This is a genomic window from Halomonas profundus (genome assembly GCF_020865425.1).
In the GTDB taxonomy this organism is placed as follows: Bacteria; Pseudomonadota; Gammaproteobacteria; order Pseudomonadales; family Halomonadaceae; genus Vreelandella; species Vreelandella titanicae.
Genome location: NZ_CP086344.1, coordinates 2,202,118 through 2,220,567, shown reverse-complemented (window position 1 = coordinate 2,220,567; position 18,450 = coordinate 2,202,118). Strand labels below are relative to the sequence as shown.

Here is an 18,450-nt window from a genome sequence, read left to right as displayed (position 1 = left end):
ATGGCATTTCCCAGAGCCTATTTGGAAACTCGCCTTGGCAGTGCAACCTTCGAGCCGCCATAAGACATGAATGCCATTACGGCAGACAAATATAATGTTACATAAAAAAACAAAAAACATACTTTGATTTACTTCATTGCTGAGGATGAGATAGCTAACGCTATTTAGGCGTTTAGAAATGAGGTTTGGCGTCATGGGTGAGAGGAGAGGAGATCATGCCTAGCGGTATTAAACATTTAATGATAATAAAAAATTTATATTTAAAATTAATAAGTTGTAAAAAGTTACAAAAGAAGAAATTTCAAGTTACAATCGCGGAACAATTGTAATATCGCCTTAATTGAGGGGTTTCTTAGTGACAGTGGTCACATAGAAAAAAGCCACCCTTGGAGGGGCGGCCATAAGTTGGTCTTTGAATCCGCTCACGCCTTTTTGGGTTTCCACCGCTCCCTCAGTGCCGTCTTGAGGGGGCTTGGAAAGCTAGATAAAATCTTTCTTTTGCTGGCGCTGAGAAGGCGTTTCGTATAGCTATGCGATCCCTTTTTGGCGGAGATTTTATCAGACGCTGTATAGACTCTATTATCTTCACAGCAATAAACGGCTTTCCCCGATATTTTTGCAATACTTGCAGCCTGCCTGGTAGCACTCTCAATGAAGAAAGTGTAATCCGAGTTCTTATAGAACAGGCCCTTGTGCGTAGAGTGAATCCCCTGGCGTTGGCGCTCCTCTTTCGAAGGCAGATCCAGCATGACCAAGCGCTCATAGTCAATTCCCTGTTGCTTCAGCCACTGCTCTGTCTGGCTACGGTACTTCTCAAGACGGTTGGTTACCAAGCAGCCGATTCGGCCAGCAGGTAGGAAAAGAAGCTCCGCGTTATTCAAAAACGCAATGTACTGCTCTCCATCATCGTTCTGAAGGTCGGTAGGATCGACGCACAGTACACCATCGATATCGACACATGACTGGGAAAGTATGGCAGGAGTGAAAAGGTTCCACTGGAAAGCACAAGGCGATTCTAGCGTGTAAAAATGAAAATCAACATGTTGCTTACCGTCGGGATCAGCATAGATCGCCAAGGTATCTATTATACAAGGACAGTTTTCGGGGATAGCACTCCGTGCTTCCTGCACAGTCTTCCCTGTAATGACGCTATCATCGACGAAAAGAACTTTTTTCGCGTCCCAGGCGGCTCCCGGCGGCTTTTCTTCCTTTCTACGCAAGCGAGTTTTCAGCGGTTGGTTGTCAATAAAGTCTGGGAGCCCAATCATATCGAGATGCAAACCCAACGCAACCATGCTGGCAGGGATGATGCCGCTACGGGGAATACCGACCACCAGGTCGTAATCCTTCCCGTGAACTTTGAACAAGGACGCAGCGATGTCCTCACTTAAATCACCATAGGATTTGTAATTCATTGTCTATCCCTCCTTATTTATCAGGCTTGACCGCCAAATTAATGGATGGTTAGGTAGAATCGCCTTTCTTGTAAAACCCAGCGGTGATGGCCCTAAACACAAAGACATACTCTCGGTACGTCACGCCTCTACCCAAGATGGAGCATCACGCCAGAGAGTTAAAAAGGCTTTTCCGATAGTTTCTGCAATGAACAAAATCGCTTAGTTACGACTTATAGTGGAACGGTAACTTTATCGAATGACAAAATCGTGTCACTTAAATGATAGGTTATATGATATCTCCAGAAAAAATTATTAAAACTACAATAAAAAAATACAAGCATTTGTTTCTGTTAAATTTATTCACCTTCATAGTCTAAAGACAGAAACCTCAATCTTCTACTTTATTGGCATTTAAATCAGGCATTTTTAACAATTTTACTCCTTCAAAATAAATGAGAAAAACAATACATAAATCCCATCATAAATACAAAGATCAACATATTAAAAACAAGAAATACATAATTAAAAAATAGCAAAAAAAACAGCAAAAAAATCATTACTTAATGATTAGTCAACTAAAAATTTTAAAACGAAAAATGGATCTAATACTGACATGCACATTGGCCATACCGCAGACAGATCAAGCAGTAAAAAAGAAAAAGAAGCGATGGCGATGCCTCTAGAGCCTCTCTGCCCACGTAAAGGCAGCGTCCTTTAGCAACATATGGATATGCTCGAAAACTTCCCTGGATTTTCGGTAAGGATCGGGGATATTGCGCCCTTTGCCACTATCTAGCCAACGACCTAGCAATAGCGTCTTACCTAAGGCTTGGGGTACGTGTTGTCCTACGGCACGGCGCTGGCCCTCAGACATCACCAGAATGAGATCGGCTTCCTGTATCATTATCACCGTTAATTGCCGTGCCTGGTGGCTGGTCACATCCAAACCATCGGCCTCGGCCAATTGACGTGCAAACGGGGATACAGGCTCGCCTTCCAAGGCGCCCAAGCCTGCAGAACTGATATGACGCTCGGGTAGCCGCTGTTTAAGAAATGCCTCAGCGACAGGACTACGACAAATATTACCTGTACACACCACTAAAATACGCTCGAACATGTCTTACTTATCTCCTGGGTGAGCAGAGGTAGACGTTTTCAAATGACACCTTCAATGCTCCCACTGAATAGCAAGCAACCCAAGGGTTTCGTAGATTGCCCTCTCAGTCTTGCGTAGCTCACGGGCAGAGGGCAGCCAATAAGCTAGCGCTAATCCCTCCGTTCGATCGGCCAAATAATGGGTAGGTGCAGCAACTGGAGCTAGGCCTGCCGCCTCGAAATGACGCATAGCGCGCGGCATATGCGACGCTGATGTCACAATCAATACTTGCGCACCTTCACCGAGCAGCGCCCGAACTGACTTGGCCTCTTCAGCAGTATCGTTGGGCGACACCAGCGTCACGATACTCTCTGGCGGAACCCCCAATGCTTCGGCAGCTTCGGCGTAACCATGAGCCATGGTCATTTTTGGATCTTGCCCTCCCCCTGACACTACCAGTAGCAAGTCTGGACGCTCATGCCATAGCCGCAGGCCTTCCATCAGACGCAAACCCGAACTTTCGCTGAGCCTGCCGGTTATCGACCAAGGGCGATCCGGCTGCCAACCACCCCCGAGGACTACCACTGCTTCGATGTTCTGCTCTTCAGGCCATTTCTCCCAAGCGACATATTGAGACTCCAACGGCCCTAGCAAATTATCTGCCACTGGTGCCCAGGCCGCCAGCAATAGCAAGAGCATTGCTAACGTCATTATGCTGTGACCCAGGCGGTACCACCCAAGCTTACGAATCAACCATCCGATAGTAAAAGTGAGGGCCATCAGAGACATTGGCATCAGCAATATCGCCGTCAGGCTTTTCATTAGTGTATACATGGCAACCATCTTGCAGAACTTGCTCGGAAACGAGAACCCAAAGGAAAATCAGCCAGCTAGCATACACCGCTACCCCTGCTGGATAAGCAAAAAAAGAATAGCTTAAGCCAAAGCCCATAAAAGTGATTGGCAGCAATATACCAGCCACGGCATAGGAGCGCTGAGTGGCGCTTTCAGCGCGTAAACCTGGGAAAAAAAGCCACAGGGGAATGAGATAGAGGCTCACTACTATAACAAGACCTGGCAGCCCTTTTCGTACCCAGGCATCCAGAAGGTCGTTATGCGCATGCCAGTAATTGCCTAACTCGGGGCTTAGCACGCCTTGAGTCTCTAGTCTTTGCATGGCGGGTAGATAGCCCTGATGCCCGTAGCCCACGAGGGGACGTTCATAAATCAGCCAGAATGCGCCGCGATACATTTCCAAGCGAGCCCCTACGGAGCCATAGTCAGCGCCTTCCATGTAGCGATGCACCTCGGCCACCGCCTTATCCACCCTTTTTTCTACGCCGCTATGGGGCGTCGTATACACCCCTATCATCACAGCTATTGCAGCAGTCAGTGCCAACCATCGCCACAGCGCTCGCCAGCGACGCGCATAACCGTAATAAAATACCCATATCACTAGCGGCAGTGCCAACCACCCGCCCCGGGTGCCAGAAAGAGCCGAGGCTAGTCCGCCCCCCATTGCGCCGCTCAGCAAAAGCGCTACCCAAAAAAAACGTGTTGATCGCTGTTGCCAGGCCCACCCCAATCCGGCCAAACATAACAGCGCCATCAATAGCGCAAGATTGCCGAAAAAGATTGAATGTAACGGTGGGTGGCCTGTAGCACGGGTTAAACCGACTATCCATTTTTGCCACGCCGCCCAACCCCCTGCACCCAATCCACTTAGCGCTAAACCCACCCACCATGCTGAAGGACGTGGTGGAACGGCGCGCACTAACATAAACGCCAATGCCGCGAGCCAAGCTGCACCAGCTAATGGCAAGGCCCGCTCCAAGCTAGAATGCCAAGCGCCAGCCACTACTTCGACAATACCGACTCCTAGTAGCAACGCCAAAAGAAGGCCATCACCACGCCCCATTGGTTTTCTAAAAAAGCTACGCCTTTGTCGCTCATGCCTAGCAAGAAACGACCATATAATAGTGATCGCCAATCCTAGCCAATAGCCCAAGGGGGCCAATAGCGGTAACACGGTGATTGCTAAAGCCTGCATGCAGTATTTACCTTGTAGGCCACAGGAGTGCGCATGCTTTATTGTCTCACCCGGTCTCCGCTTCCTCTACCCATCACAGTGAGGAACAGGTAGCGAAAATACGTCGGCATCGCCATTGTCGCCAACATTTTTTGATCCGTTTCTGCCAGTAATTGAGGCGTAGACATATCAATATCGTTAAGTTGCGCCAGCCCGGTAATTCCTGGGCGAGCATTGTATACACCACGCTCAGTACGCTCTTTGATCAACTCATCTTGCGTATATAAGCAAGGACGAGGCCCCACAAGGCTCATATCCCCTTTCAATACATTCCATAGCTGCGGTAACTCATCCAATTTGGTACGCCGTAAGAAATGACCGAATTTGGTAATTGAAGAAGAATCCGCAAGATGCGAAGCAACCCAAGCGGTATCAGGCTTCATAGTACGAAATTTAATCAATACAAACGGCTGGCCACGGTATCCCACACGCTTTTGCAAAAATAAAGGAGACCCCGTGTCCCAGTAACCGATTAAGGCTAATATAAGCAATAATGGCAGACCAATGAGTAGGCCCGTGGCAGCAAACAGGATATCAAAAAATCGTAATATTTTAGTCATGATGTCAATACCCGCATGGTTAAGTCACTATTATTACCATATAAAAATTAGATCTTGGCAACTTCCACTTCAACAAGAATACGCTTTATCACCCAAACAAAGGCAACCAAAGAGTAACGATCTCGAAGAGAAGTATATAAACAAGCTGTTCATATAGCTATAACTGTTAATCTAACAATTTAGGAATATTTTCTCATTCTATTTCACTAGACCAACTAATTAGCAATTAAGTAAAAAAAGGCTAAAACAAGTCCCGTTAGCGCATATTATTTAATGAGAAATATAACGAATGCAGTTTTGTTAACAGAGGTCAGCCGTAATTTTCATGACATCACAACGATTAACTCAGCAGAAAAAGCCAGTCCAGATAATGATCTAAAACTGAGCGACATTTCTCTGACACGCAATGTCTCTGAGGTGCTGATTAAAAGCCAGTGACAATGCCTCGAAAGGTAATTTTTTCAGTAGGTCTGAGGGTTACTCTAGGTTTAGGGGGCACTACAGGTTTAGGAGGGGAGTACAAGCTAAAGCGGGCAGGATATCAGAAATGGAGGCGGCCCCAAAAGCCACATCCCGGCACACGCAGCCACCACTACCGTTGCTCCCTTCCGGGCCTGGCGGGGTTCGCAGTTTAGCGTTGCGGGAGGACCTAAGGGACCACCATAACGGCACACTCTGTTATAGAGTAAGTGTGCTGAGGCTGATGTGGTGGCTACGCCCTGATTTGAACAGGGGACCCCATCATTATGAGTGATGTGCTCTAACCAGCTGAGCTACGTAGCCTTTCCCTCATCAACGGGTGCAGATTATGCCTACCTTAATGACGAAAGGCAAGCCGGATTCCGGCTTGCCCTGCTAGTCAACAAAGCGTATCGAAATCGACTTACTGAATAGCGGCGCGCACGGCCTCTGCACCTGGCTCGCCGTCTCGTGTTGTAACGCCGTCTAACCACTCGTCCAGTAGGCTATCATTGGCCTTCAAATAGTCACGCGCCGCATCACGGGGATCTTCGCCATCATCCATGATCGCGCTCATGAGCTGATTTTCCATTTCCAGCGTGAAGGTCATATTGCGCAGCAAGGTACCCACATTCGGGCACTCATCCACGAATCCCGCTCGGGTATTCGTGTGCACAGTCGCGCCGCCTAAATTTGGGCCAAAATAGTCGTCGGCATCAGCAAGATAAGCCATATCGAAGTTAGAGTTCATGGGGTGCGGCTCCCAGCCCAAAAACACCATCCACTGCTCATTGGGCACCCGGGCGCGCAGTTCCGCCAACATTCCCGCTTCGCTGGAATCGATCACCTGCCAATCGCCTAACCCATAAGCATCGTCATCGATCATCTGCTCAATGAGCTCGTTACCGTCGTTACCCGCTTCGATGCCGTGCACGCTACGCTCAAACTGCTCCGCATGCTCGGCCAAATCATTAACCGACGTTACCCCCGCATCGTAAACGTACTGAGGCACTGCCAGAGTATACTTCGCCCCTTCCAGGTTGGTCGCCAAGCGCTCAACTTCACCGCGCTCGATATAGGGGTCACTAATAGAGGCCATCGAGGGCATCCAGTTACCCAGGAAGACATCGAAATCATTGTTGCGCATACCGGCGTAGGCAATCGGAACGGAAACTGTATCGACGCTTGGCTCATAGCCAAGCCCTTCAAGGACTTCGCTGGCGAGCGCCGTGGTGGCGGTAATATCTGTCCAGCCCACTTCAGCAAAGCGCACGCTGCTGCACTCGTTTGCATAGGCTGCCGTTGGCAGACCCGCTGCCAGCAATAAAGCACCTGCATAGCGTGAAGAAGTTCTGCTCATCATCGTAGTCCCCTTTTATAAGCTTATTGCCAATACCTATTGCCAATACGTATTTCCAAAACATAGATACGAACACTCCGTTGCTGCAGTGGTCGCAGTGCGTAACAATCATCGGCGTCTTTTTATTGATTGAACGTTCAATAAAAAAATGCCATCATTGTTAGGTAATCATGTCTACGCTCGGGTTTCAAGCAACGACCCTGTTAGGCATTCAACGAATTAGGAGAACGTCGTGCCAAAGGTGGGAATGGAACCGATACGCCGCCAGCAGTTAATCAACGCGACTATGGCAGCCATTGATGAAGTCGGCTTAGCCGAAACTACCGTGATGCGAATTGCCCGCCATGCGGGCGTGTCAGCGGGCATTATCAGCCACTACTTTGGCGGTAAAGATGGCTTGCTGGAAGCGACGATGCGGCAAATCCTGACCGACCTGTCCGGAGCCGTTGCGGTGCGTCGCCATGCGCTGGAAGACGACTCTCCCCGCGCCCATATCGGTGCCATTATTGAGGGTAACTTTGACCGCACTCAGGTCACCGGCCCCGCCGCCAAGACATGGTTAGCGTTCTGGGCCAGCAGCATGCATAAGCCTATGCTGCAGCGTCTGCAAAACGTCAATGATCGCCGTCTTTACAGCAATTTATGTCACCAGTTCCGACGTGTTATGCCCCGCGTAGAAGCCCGCAACGCAGCACGCGGCTTAGCCGCCATGATTGATGGGCTATGGCTGCGTGGCGCACTAACGCCAGAAGGCCTTGACGCCGAAGAGGCCCGCTACCTTGCCCACACCTATCTCGACCAGCTTTTTGCTCATCATGGATGCACCAACAAAGCATCCAATATTTACCTTTAATTTTCTGATTCTTGGAGATCGACATGGCCGCTCAAGACGTACAGCCACTTTATATTGATGGTCGCCAGGTAAACGCCACTTCAGGCGATACTTTTACCGTTACCAACCCCTTCGATGGCAGCCTGCTGGCCACTATCGGCCAAGCCAGCCAAGCGGATGTTGACACCGCGGTCGCCGCAGCCCAGCGCGGCCAGCGCGAGTGGGCCGCGATGAGCGGCATGGAGCGCTCACGCATCCTGCTGCGCGCCGTCGCGCTGCTGAGGGAGCGCAATGACGAGCTAGCTGAGCTTGAAACCCGCAATACCGGCAAGCCGATCAGCGAAACGGCCAGTGTCGATATCGTTACCGGCGCAGATGCGTTGGAGTACTACGCGGGCCTGGCGCCGGCTATTGAAGGCAGCCAGATCCCCCTTCGCGACAGCTCTTTTGTGTACACTCGCCGCGAGCCCTTGGGTGTCATTGGTGCCATTGGCGCCTGGAACTACCCGATCCAAATCGCCTGCTGGAAAGCCGCCCCGGCGCTGGCGGCAGGCAACGCAGTGGTATTCAAGCCCAGCGAAGTGACCCCGCTGACCGTGATGAAACTAGCGGAAATCTTTACCGAGGCAGGCCTGCCCAACGGCGTCTTTAACGTGGTTCAGGGCGACGGCCGCGTGGGCGCCATGCTCACCGAGCACCCAGGCATCGCCAAAGTCTCGTTCACCGGCGAAGCAGGCACCGGCAAGAAAGTGATGGCCGCCGCTGCTAGCTCAACGCTGAAAGACGTCACCATGGAACTGGGCGGCAAATCGCCGCTGCTGGTGTTTGCAGATGCCGACCTTGATCGCGCTGCAGACGCCGCCATGATGGCCAATTTCTACTCCAGCGGCCAAATCTGTACCAACGGCACGCGGGTATTTGTTGAGCGCAGCGTTAAAGATGCTTTTGAAGCCAAACTGGTGGAGCGCGTTAAGCGCATCAAAGCAGGCGACCCCATGGATCCCAGCGTCAACTTTGGTCCCCTAGTCAGCTTCGAGCATCAGGAGAAAGTGCTCTCCTATATTGCCCTGGGCAAAGAGCAAGGCGCTCGCCTGCTCGTGGGTGGCGACGACTGGAACACTGGTAGCTTTGCCAATGGCGCCTGGGCTGCACCCACCGTGTTTACCGACTGCACTGATGAGATGCGTATCGTGCGCGAAGAGATCTTTGGCCCGGTGATGTCGGTACTCGCCTTTGATGATGAGGCGGAAGTCATTCGCCGCGCCAATGACACCACCTACGGCCTGGCCGCCGGTGTCTTCAGCGAAAGCTTGAACCGCGCCCACCGCGTGATCCACCAGTTGGAAGCGGGTATTTGCTGGATTAACACCTGGGGTGAGTCACCCTCGGAGATGCCGGTAGGCGGCTATAAAGAGTCGGGCATTGGTCGCGAAAATGGTGTTGAGACGCTCAATCACTACACCCAGACCAAGTCGGTACAAATCGAGATGGGGCCATTTGAGTCAGTGTTTTAACTCTAAGCACTAAGCTCCGCCGGTAGGCATAACACGAAGACGCTGTGAACCCATCCATGGGTGCTCGGCTTTTTCATCTGACCGCCAAGGATGGCGGGAATGCTGGAATCGCATGGAGCACTTTCCGGCCCTGAAAAAGACGCTTCGCTTTTATGCCTACCGGCTCACTTCCTCGACTCGCCAGATTTCTTAAGGAGACACTATGTCTCAACCACGCGAATTTGATTACATCATTATCGGTGCAGGCTCGGCGGGCAATGTGCTCGCTACCCGCCTCACCGAAGACAGCAACGTCAGCGTATTGCTGTTAGAAGCGGGCGGGCCCGACTACCGCTTCGATTTCCGCACCCAAATGCCCGCTGCCTTGGCATTCCCACTACAGGGCAAGCGCTACAACTGGGCGTTTGAAACCGACCCCGAGCCACATATGGATGGTCGCCGCATGGAGTGTGGTCGTGGCAAAGGGTTGGGCGGCTCCTCACTGATTAACGGCATGTGCTATATCCGCGGTAATGCACTCGATTACGACAACTGGGCCAAACAGCCCGGCCTCGAAGATTGGGACTACCTAAGCTGCCTGCCCTACTTCAAAAAGTGCGAAGCCCGCGACATTGGACCCAACAGCTACCACGGTGGCGACGGCCCGGTCAGCGTGACCACGCCCAAAGCGGATAACAACCCGCTTTATCGCACCTTTATTGAAGCCGGCAAGCAGGCTGGCTACCCGGAAACCGAAGACGTTAACGGCTACCAGCAAGAAGGCTTCGGCCCTATGGATCGCTTCGTCACGCCCAAAGGCCGCCGCGCATCAACGGCCCGAGGCTACCTGGATACCGCCAAACAGCGCCACAACCTCACCATCGAAACCCATGCCGTTACCGATATTATTGAATTCGAAGGTAAACGTGCGGTGGGGGTACGTTATGAGCAGAAAGGCGAAAAACAGCAGGCCTACGCCCACCGTGAAGTACTCCTGTGCGGTGGCGCCATCGCTTCCCCGCAGATTCTGCAGCGCTCAGGCATCGGCAACCCTGAACTGCTGAAGGAACTGGGTATCGAGACGGTTCACGCCCTGCCCGGCGTAGGTGAAAACCTCCAGGATCACCTGGAGATGTACATCCAGTACGAGTGCAAAGAACCCATCTCGCTCTACCCCGCGCTAAAGTGGTACAACCAGCCCAAAATTGGTGCTGAATGGCTGTTCAATGGCACCGGCGTGGGCGCCAGCAACCAGTTTGAATCCTGTGGTTTTATCCGCAGCCGCGATGAAGAGGAGTGGCCCAATCTGCAATACCACTTCCTGCCCATTGCCATTAGCTATAACGGCAAGAGCGCGGTGCAGGCCCATGGCTTCCAGGCCCACGTTGGCTCCATGCGTTCAGAAAGCCGTGGTCGTATTCGACTTACCTCGAAAGATCCACACGCCGCGCCCAGCATCCTGTTCAACTACATGGCCAAAGAGAAAGATTGGGAAGAGTTCCGCGATGCTATTCGCCTGACTCGCGATATCATCGCTCAGCCAGCCTTTGATAAATACCGTGGTCGCGAGATAGCACCAGGGCCCGACGTGCAGTCGGATGCCGAGCTCGATGCCTTCGTCAAACAGCACGCCGAAACCGCCTACCACCCCTGCGGTAGCTGCCGTATGGGCGAGGGTGAAATGGCCGTCACCGACGGCCAGGGTCGTGTCCATGGTATTGAAGGCCTTCGCGTCGTAGATGCCTCACTGTTCCCGGTGATTCCCACCGGCAACCTGAATGCGCCCACCATTATGTTGGCCGAGAAAATCGCCGACCGTATCAAAGGCCATGAGCCGCTTCCCCGTGCCAGCGTTGACTATTACGTCGCCAACGGAGCACCGGCCAAACGCGCCTGAACATTTAGTCTGTTTTTTACTCCAAACGCCATGGCTTGTCGCCATGGCGTTTTTTTTGGCTACGTTAAAGGAACAAGCTACGCCAAACGTGCCTAAAAACTTGCGTGTGATAGCCCCCATCTGCCAATATTCAAACAAGTGTTCGACTCAATATCTCAACAACGATGTTACTCGCGTTTTATTAACAACAGTCGGCCTGCAACAGTGGCCAGCAAAAAGAGAGATAACCTATGCTCACCCTACTTCTGATCGTGCTCGCCATTGTCGGCTTGCTCGTGGTCATGCGTCGCGAAGCAGGCGCTCCCGCGGCGCTAGCTGTGTTTGGCGTATTAGGCCTTGTTGGCCTACTGTTTGACGCGGAAATCATTGGTGGTCTGCTGCTTCTTGGCGCTGCGGCAGTAGCCGTGGCAGGCCTGCCTGCACTGCGTCGCAAGTGGCTCACACCGCGCTTATTCGCCACCTTTAAAAAAGTCGCCCCCAAAGTTTCCGCCACCGAGCGCACAGCTCTGGAAGCGGGCAGCGTTTCCTGGGACGGAGAGCTATTTTCAGGCAAACCCCAGTGGGAAAAACTGCTCGCCTTTAAAGACGATGGCCTACGCGACGATGAGAAAGCCTTCCTAGCCAATCAGTGTGCGAAAGCCGCTGGCATGTGCAACGCCTGGGACATCGCCCAGGAGCGCGCCGACCTGCCCCAGCAGCTTTGGGACTACCTGAAAAAAGAGGGTTTCTTCGGCATGATTATTCCGAAGGAGTACGGTGGTCTTGGCTTCTCGGCTAAGGCTCAGTCCATGGTACTGCAGAAGCTCTCCGTCAATGAAACCCTGATGGTGACCGTGGGCGTACCCAACTCCCTCGGCCCTGGCGAGCTGCTGCTTAAATACGGTACCCAAGAGCAGAAAGATCATTACCTGCCGCGCTTATCCGATGGCCGCGAGATCCCCTGTTTTGGCCTCACCGGCCCCCGCGCAGGTTCTGACGCTACCTCGCTGCCAGACACTGGCGTTGTATGTAAGCAAACCATTAACGGCGAAGAAGTGATCGGCCTGCGCCTTAACTTCGAAAAACGCTGGATCACTCTGGCGCCCATCGCCACAGTCGTTGGTCTTGCCTTCCGTCTGTTTGACCCGGAAAAATTGCTGGGTGACGAAGAAGATCGCGGTATTACCCTGGCGTTGATTCCCCGCGATACCGACGGCATGGAAATCGGCCGCCGTCACCACCCTATCGGCAGCCCGTTTATGAACGGCCCGATTATCGGCAAAGATGTCTTTGTTCCGCTGGACACCATCATTGGCGGCCCAGACATGATCGGCCAGGGGTGGCGGATGCTGGTGGAGTGTCTGTCTATCGGCCGCTGCATCACGCTGCCGTCAGGCGCCACCGGCACCGCGCGTTACGCCCTGGGCTGGAGCGGCGGTTTCACCCGTGTTCGTCGTCAGTTCAACGTGCCGGTTGCCGAAATGGAAGGTGTGCAAGAGCCCCTCGCCCGCATGACGGCGCTGGCCTATATCTCCCAGGCCACCGTGTATCAAACCGCCAATATGATCGACCACGGCGAAAAACCCGCCGTGCCCTCAGCCATCCTGAAGAGCCAGTTGACCGAGTTCCAGCGCGTATTGCTTAGCGATGCGATGGACGTTCACGGCGGCAAGGCGGTCACTCTTGGCCCGCGCAACTACCTCGGTATCGGTTACAGCGCCAACCCGGTGGCGATCACCGTGGAAGGCGCCAACATCATGACCCGCAACCTGATGATCTTTGGTCAGGGTGCTATTCGCTGCCACCCCTACGTACTAGAAGAACTGGCTGCCAAAGACGCCAACGATATGCAGGCGTTCGATAAAGCCTTCTTCGGTCACGCGGGCTTGATCTTTGGTAACGCTGCGCGCGCCTTTACCCTCGGCTTTGGCATTGGTAAAGCCAGCGTACCCTTCGACGGCCCCGCCGCCGCCTATGCCCAGGATATTGCCCGCCTCTCCGCTGGCTTTGGCCTGTGTGCCGATGCTGCCATGGCAAGCCTGGGTTCAGCGCTGAAGAAACGTGAAATGATCTCTGCACGGCTGGGGGATGTGCTGTCTAACCTCTATCTCACCTCAATGGTACTCAAGCAGTGGCAGGCAGGCAGTAAAGTAGAAGGCGAAGAGGCGCTGTTGCACTACAGCTGCCGCTTCCTGCTCCAGCGTGCCGAGCAGGCGTTTGTGGAGATTTTCGATAATCTACCCAACCGTGCGCTAGGTAAAACGCTCAACGCCGTAGTAATGCCCACCGGTCGCCGCTGGAATAAACCCCACGATGACCTGGCCCGGGATATCGCTAAGCGTGTGTCTACACACAGTGCCCTGCGCACCAAGCTGCTGGAAAACACCTGGGATGCAGACGACGGTGAACAGCGCAACCCGCTGGCGCGCTACAACGCTTTGCTGGTCGATTATGACCGCGCCGAGGCGATCTACCGCACGGTGAACAAGGCGTATGCTAAAGGCGAACTCCCGCAAACGGCGCTGCATCCTGAGGCTCGTGTAGAAGCCGGTCTGGAAAAAGGCCTGATCAATGAAGAGGATGCCGACTTTATGCGTACCTTCGAGGCCGAAGTACTGGAAATGCTCACCGTGGACGATTTTGCCTACGATGCCTTTGCCAAGAATAAGTCCACGCTGATCGAGCACAACGGAAAACCTGCGGTAGCGCCTAAGCCGGAGGAAGAAAACGTTAAGTAATACCTCTCTTGTTCAAAGCGTTACCTGTAAAAAAAGCCGACTTCTGCATGCCAGGAGTCGGCTTTTTTGTGTTCACTTTCTACACCTAAATGCGTAGACCGAGGAACCAAAAACGCGTTGCAAGTTCGCAAACGATCAACTAGCCTTTCGTAAACGAAAACGATCTACCTTATCCAACAACAATGACGCTAGCGAGATCGGCATGTCCTTACATTTGCAAAATATCGATCACATCGTTAACGGTGTGCCCCATATCAGTGGGATAGACTTAGCCCTAGAGCCAGGATCCTTTAATGTGCTGCTTGGGCGAACACTTGCTGGCAAAACCACTTTAATGCGCCTAATGGCGGGGCTTGAACCACCCACCCGCGGCAAAATTATTATGGATGGCAAAGACGTCACGAACGTCTCAGTGCGTAAACGCAATGTCTCCATGGTGTACCAGCAGTTTATCAACTACCCCAGCCTCACCGTTTATGACAACATTGCGTCGCCGCTTAAACTGGCCAAACACCCAAAAAGCGAAATTGATAAGCGGGTTGGCGAAATTGCTGAAATGCTGCATATCGAGCACCTGCTTAACCGCTACCCGCAGGAACTCTCTGGTGGCCAACAGCAGCGTACCGCCATGGGGCGGGCCTTGATCAAAGATGCCGACTTAATTCTGTTTGATGAACCGCTGGTCAATCTGGATTATAAGCTCCGCGAAGAGCTACGCGATGAGTTGCGTGATCTGTTTAAAGCGCGTAACTGCATTGCGGTATATGCCACCACCGAGCCCAATGAAGCGTTAGCGCTGGGCGGTAACACGGCGGTACTGCACGAAGGCAGGCTTCTCCAATACGGCCCTACCGAGCAGGTCTATCGCGAGCCCAATGGCCGCTTTAGCGCAGAAATGTTCTCCGAACCCCCAATCAATATCGTTCCCGGTCAGCTGACCGACAGCGAGATCACCTTCGACCAAACGCTTCACTTTCCCTGCGATGACGAGCTAAAGCGTCTTGAACCGGGTGATTACGACTTTGGCGTGCGAGCTTCGCATCTCACTCTACAACCCCAGCAGGCCGATGACCTGGCCCTGGATGTCCATGTGGATGTAGCGGAAATTAGCGGCTCTGAAACCTTCCTGCATGTTCGCCACGAACGCTTTCCCTTAGTGCTGCACTTAGCGGGTATTCACCAGTTTAGTGTTAATGAACCTCTGAAAGTTTACTTCCCCACCCATCAACTTTACGCCTTCGACAAGCAGGGGCACACGGTACATATTCCTGCACGTCAGGGAGGAGCTGCCCATGGCTGAGATCACACTAAAAGGCTTGGCGCACTCCTACGAAAAAACACCCAAGGGTGCGGCAGATTACGCCATCCGACAGATGGATCATGTATGGCATCAGGGCGGCGCCTATGCCCTATTGGGCCCTTCAGGGTGCGGTAAATCGACCCTTCTGAACATTATTTCGGGCCTGCTTGAACCCTCGGAGGGTGACGTACTTTTCGACGGTCAGCGGGTCAATGAGTTGCCCCCAGAAGAGCGCAATATTGCCCAGGTGTTCCAGTTTCCGGTGATCTACGACACCATGACGGTGTTCGATAATCTTGCCTTTCCCCTGCGCAATATGAATACCCCCGAGTACCGGGTGAAACCCAAGGTACTCGAAGTCGCCGATATTCTTGAGCTGACCCCTTTGCTGGATCGTAAGGCCAAAAACCTGACCGCCGACGAGAAGCAGAAGGTCTCCATGGGCCGTGGGCTGGTACGTGACGACGTAACGGCGATTCTGTTTGATGAGCCGCTCACCGTTATCGACCCGCAGCTAAAGTGGAAGCTGCGTCGCAAGCTCAAAGAGATTCACGAGCGCTTCAATATCACCATGATCTACGTGACCCACGATCAGCTCGAGGCCTCTACTTTCGCGGATAAAATTGCCGTGATGTATGAGGGCCAGGTGGTGCAATTCGGCACCCCACGTGAGCTGTTCGAGCGCCCTGCGCATACCTTTGTGGGTTACTTTATTGGCAGCCCGGGCATGAATTTTATGGCCGTGGAATATCGCGACGATCAGGTAATGTTCGGCACACAGCCACTGCCGGTTAGCGAGCAGATGAAGCACGCTGTCGCCAGCGCTGCCAATGCCAGCGCTAACAATATTAGCCATAACAATATAAAACTAGGCATCCGCCCCGAGTTTATCGCCATTTCCTCAAGTGAAGTGGCCAATAGCGTGCCGATTCAGGTGACCAGCGTGCAAGACCTGGGCACCTACTCCCTGCTGACCTTCAAACTCAACGAGCAAACGTTTAAGGCACGCCTGCCCGAAGGCCATCCGCCGGTCAGTGAAGCGGCGTTTGCGCACTTCGATGCTGCTCACGTAGCGCTGTATATCGATGAATACCTGGTGGAGGCTGGTCATGAATAACAAGGTACCCAATAACAGAGCCTGGCTACTGGTGCTTCCCATGCTGGTGTTGGTGGCCTTCTCCGCCATCATTCCGCTCATGACCGTGGTCAACTACTCGGTGCAGGACGTGCTCGGGCCGAACGCACGCTTTTTTACCGGCACTGAGTGGTTTCAAAGCATGCTCAACGACGACGCACTGCAGGCAGCGTTTCTGCGCCAAATTTCGTTTTCGCTGATTATTCTGGCTATTCAGATCCCGCTAGGGATTGGCATCGCGCTGATTATGCCCAAACGCGGTTGGCAAGCCTCGGCGGTGTTGATCCTGATTACCCTGCCGTTGCTGATTCCCTGGAACGTAGTGGGCAGTATCTGGCAAATCTTTACCCGTGGCGATATCGGCTTAATGGGCTGGGGCCTGCGCGAACTGGGCATGGAATACAATATCACCCGCAATGCAGGCGACGCCTGGGTAACGATCATTTTAATGGACGTGTGGCACTGGACGCCGCTGGTGGCCATGCTGTGCTACAGCGGTCTACGCTCGATTCCCGAAGCCTACTATCAAGCAGCACGTATCGACCGTGCCTCAAAATGGGCGGTATTCCGCTATATTCAGCTCCCCAAGCTAACCAACGTGTTGGTAATCGCTGTACTGCTGCGCTTTATGCACTCCTTTATGATCTACGCCGAACCCTTTGTACTGACGGGCGGCGGGCCGGGCAGCGCCACCACTTTCTTAAGTCAATCACTAACCACTATGGCTGTCGGCCAACAGGATTTAGGCCCTTCTGCAGCTTTCTCGCTGATCTACTTCCTGGTCATTCTGCTGGTGAGCTGGGTGTTCTACACCACCATTATGAATATGCAGAAAGACAAACCGCCGCACGGAGGTGCCTAACATGAGCTATCAACTCGAAAACACCCAGCGCGGTGAAAAGTACAACACGATTTTTAGCAAGGTTTCACCGGCCAAGCGGCGTAACCGCACCGCCCGTGCACACTGGCGCTCGCGTATCCTGCTTGGCCTTTATCTGGCGCTGATGATTCTGCCCATTTACTGGCTGATCAATATGTCGCTACAGACCAATAGCGAAATTCTCGGCTCGATGACGCTGTGGCCCCAGAACCTTACTTTTGATAACTACATCGGCATTTTCACCAACTCAAGCTGGTACATGGGCTACGTCAACTCGATGCTCTACGTAGCGATGAATATGCTCATCACCATCTGCGTCGCGCTACCCGCCGCCTACGCCTTTAGCCGCTACACCTTTATTGGCGACAAGCATCTATTTTTCTGGCTGCTGACCAACCTAATGGCGCCACCTGCGGTATTTCTGCTGCCCTACTTCCAGCTCTACTACTCGGTAGGCCTGTTCGATACCCACATCGCCGTCGCGCTGGCTCACTGCCTGTTCAATATCCCCCTTGCTATCTGGATTTTGGAGGGCTTTATGAGCAGCGTGCCTAAAGAGATCGATGAAACCGCCTATATCGACGGCTATAGCTTTCCGCGCTTTTTCGTCAAGATTTTTATCCCCATGATCCGCTCAGGCATTGGCGTCACGCTGTTCTTCCTGTTCATGTTCTCCTGGGTGGAGCTGTTGCTGGCCCGCACGTTGACAGCCACTGACGCCCAGCCCATTGGCATGATCATGACGCGCACATCGACTGCTTCTGGGATTGACTGGGGCACTTTGGCCGCCGCCGGTGTACTCACCATCATTCCCGGCATTCTGGTGGTCTACTTCGTTCGTAACCATATCGCCAAGGGCTTTGCCCTGGGCCGTACCTGAGGAGATCTCGCTATGTCTTGGATGGTATGGACAGTGCCCACCGCCATATTCTTTTCATCCATTGCGGCCATGCTGGCAGGCATGACGGTATGGGAGATCATGTCGCCCACTGTTGAACGCAAAGGTTTTTTACCCATTGCCACCACTCGCGGGGATCGGCTGTTTATCGGCCTGCTCTCCGCAGCCTTTATCCATTTGGGCGTGATCGGCTTCACGTCACTTTCCATTTGGATAGCACTAGCGGTATCAGCCGTATGGCTGCTGGTTTTAATGCGCTGGGGATAGCCCTTGGGACTAGCCCTTGGGAAATGCCATCAGCGTTTAATCGGTATCAAGGACGGCCAAGCCATCAAGG

Annotated in this window: 15 protein-coding genes, 1 tRNA gene and 1 other RNA gene; 9 read left to right on the top strand and 8 right to left on the bottom strand. The window is 52.9% G+C overall.

Annotation, left to right across the window (positions count from 1 at the left end; genetic code table 11):
* Positions 1–422 precede the first annotated feature (422 nt).
* From LMS44_RS09920 to LMS44_RS09885, 8 genes are all read right to left on the bottom strand, one after another.
* The gene (locus LMS44_RS09920) at positions 423–1,415 is read right to left on the bottom strand and encodes a phosphoribosyltransferase (protein WP_159176735.1); all 993 of its coding nucleotides are present in this window, start codon (positions 1,413–1,415) and stop codon (positions 423–425) included.
* A gap of 661 nt (positions 1,416–2,076) precedes the next feature.
* Complete coding sequence (locus tag LMS44_RS09915; RefSeq protein WP_009286545.1) at positions 2,077–2,514, bottom strand: low molecular weight protein-tyrosine-phosphatase; 438 nt, start codon at positions 2,512–2,514, stop codon at positions 2,077–2,079.
* Between the two features lie 51 nt (positions 2,515–2,565).
* Positions 2,566–3,192, bottom strand: coding sequence for an ElyC/SanA/YdcF family protein (locus tag LMS44_RS09910; protein ID WP_230805089.1), 627 nt, complete (start codon positions 3,190–3,192; stop codon positions 2,566–2,568).
* 43 nt (positions 3,193–3,235) lie between these two features.
* Positions 3,236–4,411: an O-antigen ligase family protein gene (locus LMS44_RS09905; protein ID WP_051051897.1), complete on the bottom strand. Its 1,176-nt coding sequence runs from the start codon at positions 4,409–4,411 to the stop codon at positions 3,236–3,238.
* A gap of 170 nt (positions 4,412–4,581) precedes the next feature.
* The gene (locus LMS44_RS09900; RefSeq protein WP_035537425.1) at positions 4,582–5,142 is read right to left on the bottom strand and encodes a sugar transferase; all 561 of its coding nucleotides are present in this window, start codon (positions 5,140–5,142) and stop codon (positions 4,582–4,584) included.
* A 557-nt stretch (positions 5,143–5,699) separates the two neighbouring features.
* An RNA gene (gene ffs, locus LMS44_RS09895) (signal recognition particle sRNA small type) lies at positions 5,700–5,796 on the bottom strand.
* Positions 5,797–5,848: 52 nt separating this feature from the next.
* Positions 5,849–5,925: transfer RNA gene (locus tag LMS44_RS09890), tRNA-Met, on the bottom strand.
* A gap of 100 nt (positions 5,926–6,025) precedes the next feature.
* A complete protein-coding gene (locus LMS44_RS09885; protein ID WP_009286517.1) occupies positions 6,026–6,964 on the bottom strand; it encodes a choline ABC transporter substrate-binding protein in 939 nt (312 codons plus the stop codon).
* Positions 6,965–7,193: 229 nt separating this feature from the next.
* Here LMS44_RS09885 and betI point away from each other — a divergent pair, with 229 nt between their 5' ends.
* The 9 genes from betI to LMS44_RS09840 all read left to right on the top strand — a co-directional run bounded on the left by betI (position 7,194) and on the right by LMS44_RS09840 (position 18,380).
* On the top strand, positions 7,194–7,814 hold the full coding sequence (gene betI, locus LMS44_RS09880; RefSeq protein ID WP_009286516.1) for a transcriptional regulator BetI: 621 nt from the start codon (positions 7,194–7,196) through the stop codon (positions 7,812–7,814).
* Between the two features lie 23 nt (positions 7,815–7,837).
* Positions 7,838–9,307, top strand: coding sequence for a betaine-aldehyde dehydrogenase (betB, locus tag LMS44_RS09875; protein ID WP_027959237.1), 1,470 nt, complete (start codon positions 7,838–7,840; stop codon positions 9,305–9,307).
* Between the two features lie 202 nt (positions 9,308–9,509).
* Positions 9,510–11,183, top strand: a complete 1,674-nt coding sequence (gene betA / locus LMS44_RS09870) for a choline dehydrogenase (protein ID WP_159176721.1) — start codon at positions 9,510–9,512, stop codon at positions 11,181–11,183.
* 230 nt (positions 11,184–11,413) lie between these two features.
* Positions 11,414–13,900, top strand: a complete 2,487-nt coding sequence (locus LMS44_RS09865) for an acyl-CoA dehydrogenase (protein WP_022523705.1) — start codon at positions 11,414–11,416, stop codon at positions 13,898–13,900.
* Positions 13,901–14,102: 202 nt separating this feature from the next.
* Positions 14,103–15,200 carry an ABC transporter ATP-binding protein gene (locus LMS44_RS09860; protein ID WP_022523706.1) on the top strand — a complete coding sequence of 366 codons (1,098 nt, stop codon included), beginning with the start codon at positions 14,103–14,105 and terminating at the stop codon, positions 15,198–15,200.
* Positions 15,193–16,317 (top strand): ABC transporter ATP-binding protein, encoded by a 1,125-nt coding sequence (locus tag LMS44_RS09855; protein ID WP_022523707.1) that lies wholly within the window; start codon positions 15,193–15,195, stop codon positions 16,315–16,317. Before LMS44_RS09860 ends, LMS44_RS09855 begins: the two co-directional genes overlap by 8 nt.
* Complete coding sequence (locus LMS44_RS09850) at positions 16,310–17,197, top strand: carbohydrate ABC transporter permease (protein ID WP_159176720.1); 888 nt, start codon at positions 16,310–16,312, stop codon at positions 17,195–17,197. Before LMS44_RS09855 ends, LMS44_RS09850 begins: the two co-directional genes overlap by 8 nt.
* 1 nt (position 17,198) lies before the next feature.
* On the top strand, positions 17,199–18,095 hold the full coding sequence (locus LMS44_RS09845; protein ID WP_008956663.1) for a carbohydrate ABC transporter permease: 897 nt from the start codon (positions 17,199–17,201) through the stop codon (positions 18,093–18,095).
* A 12-nt stretch (positions 18,096–18,107) separates the two neighbouring features.
* Positions 18,108–18,380: a DUF2160 domain-containing protein gene (locus tag LMS44_RS09840; RefSeq protein ID WP_022523709.1), complete on the top strand. Its 273-nt coding sequence runs from the start codon at positions 18,108–18,110 to the stop codon at positions 18,378–18,380.
* Positions 18,381–18,450 lie beyond the last annotated feature (70 nt).

What these genes read in the sequence shown, in the direction of transcription:
- LMS44_RS09910 (WP_230805089.1), bottom strand. Translation starts at nt 3,192, where the DNA reads ATGCTCTTGCTATTGCTGGCGGCCTGGGCACCAGTGGCAGATAATTTG.
- betB (WP_027959237.1), top strand. Translation starts at nt 7,838, where the DNA reads ATGGCCGCTCAAGACGTACAGCCACTTTATATTGATGGTCGCCAGGTA.
- LMS44_RS09855 (WP_022523707.1), top strand. Translation starts at nt 15,193, where the DNA reads ATGGCTGAGATCACACTAAAAGGCTTGGCGCACTCCTACGAAAAAACA.
- LMS44_RS09840 (WP_022523709.1), top strand. Translation starts at nt 18,108, where the DNA reads ATGTCTTGGATGGTATGGACAGTGCCCACCGCCATATTCTTTTCATCC.
- betA (WP_159176721.1), top strand. Translation starts at nt 9,510, where the DNA reads ATGTCTCAACCACGCGAATTTGATTACATCATTATCGGTGCAGGCTCG.
- LMS44_RS09900 (WP_035537425.1), bottom strand. Translation starts at nt 5,142, where the DNA reads ATGACTAAAATATTACGATTTTTTGATATCCTGTTTGCTGCCACGGGC.
- LMS44_RS09915 (WP_009286545.1), bottom strand. Translation starts at nt 2,514, where the DNA reads ATGTTCGAGCGTATTTTAGTGGTGTGTACAGGTAATATTTGTCGTAGT.
- LMS44_RS09845 (WP_008956663.1), top strand. Translation starts at nt 17,199, where the DNA reads ATGAGCTATCAACTCGAAAACACCCAGCGCGGTGAAAAGTACAACACG.
- LMS44_RS09885 (WP_009286517.1), bottom strand. Translation starts at nt 6,964, where the DNA reads ATGATGAGCAGAACTTCTTCACGCTATGCAGGTGCTTTATTGCTGGCA.
- LMS44_RS09850 (WP_159176720.1), top strand. Translation starts at nt 16,310, where the DNA reads ATGAATAACAAGGTACCCAATAACAGAGCCTGGCTACTGGTGCTTCCC.
- LMS44_RS09860 (WP_022523706.1), top strand. Translation starts at nt 14,103, where the DNA reads ATGTCCTTACATTTGCAAAATATCGATCACATCGTTAACGGTGTGCCC.
- LMS44_RS09865 (WP_022523705.1), top strand. Translation starts at nt 11,414, where the DNA reads ATGCTCACCCTACTTCTGATCGTGCTCGCCATTGTCGGCTTGCTCGTG.
- LMS44_RS09920 (WP_159176735.1), bottom strand. Translation starts at nt 1,415, where the DNA reads ATGAATTACAAATCCTATGGTGATTTAAGTGAGGACATCGCTGCGTCC.
- LMS44_RS09905 (WP_051051897.1), bottom strand. Translation starts at nt 4,411, where the DNA reads ATGGGGCGTGGTGATGGCCTTCTTTTGGCGTTGCTACTAGGAGTCGGT.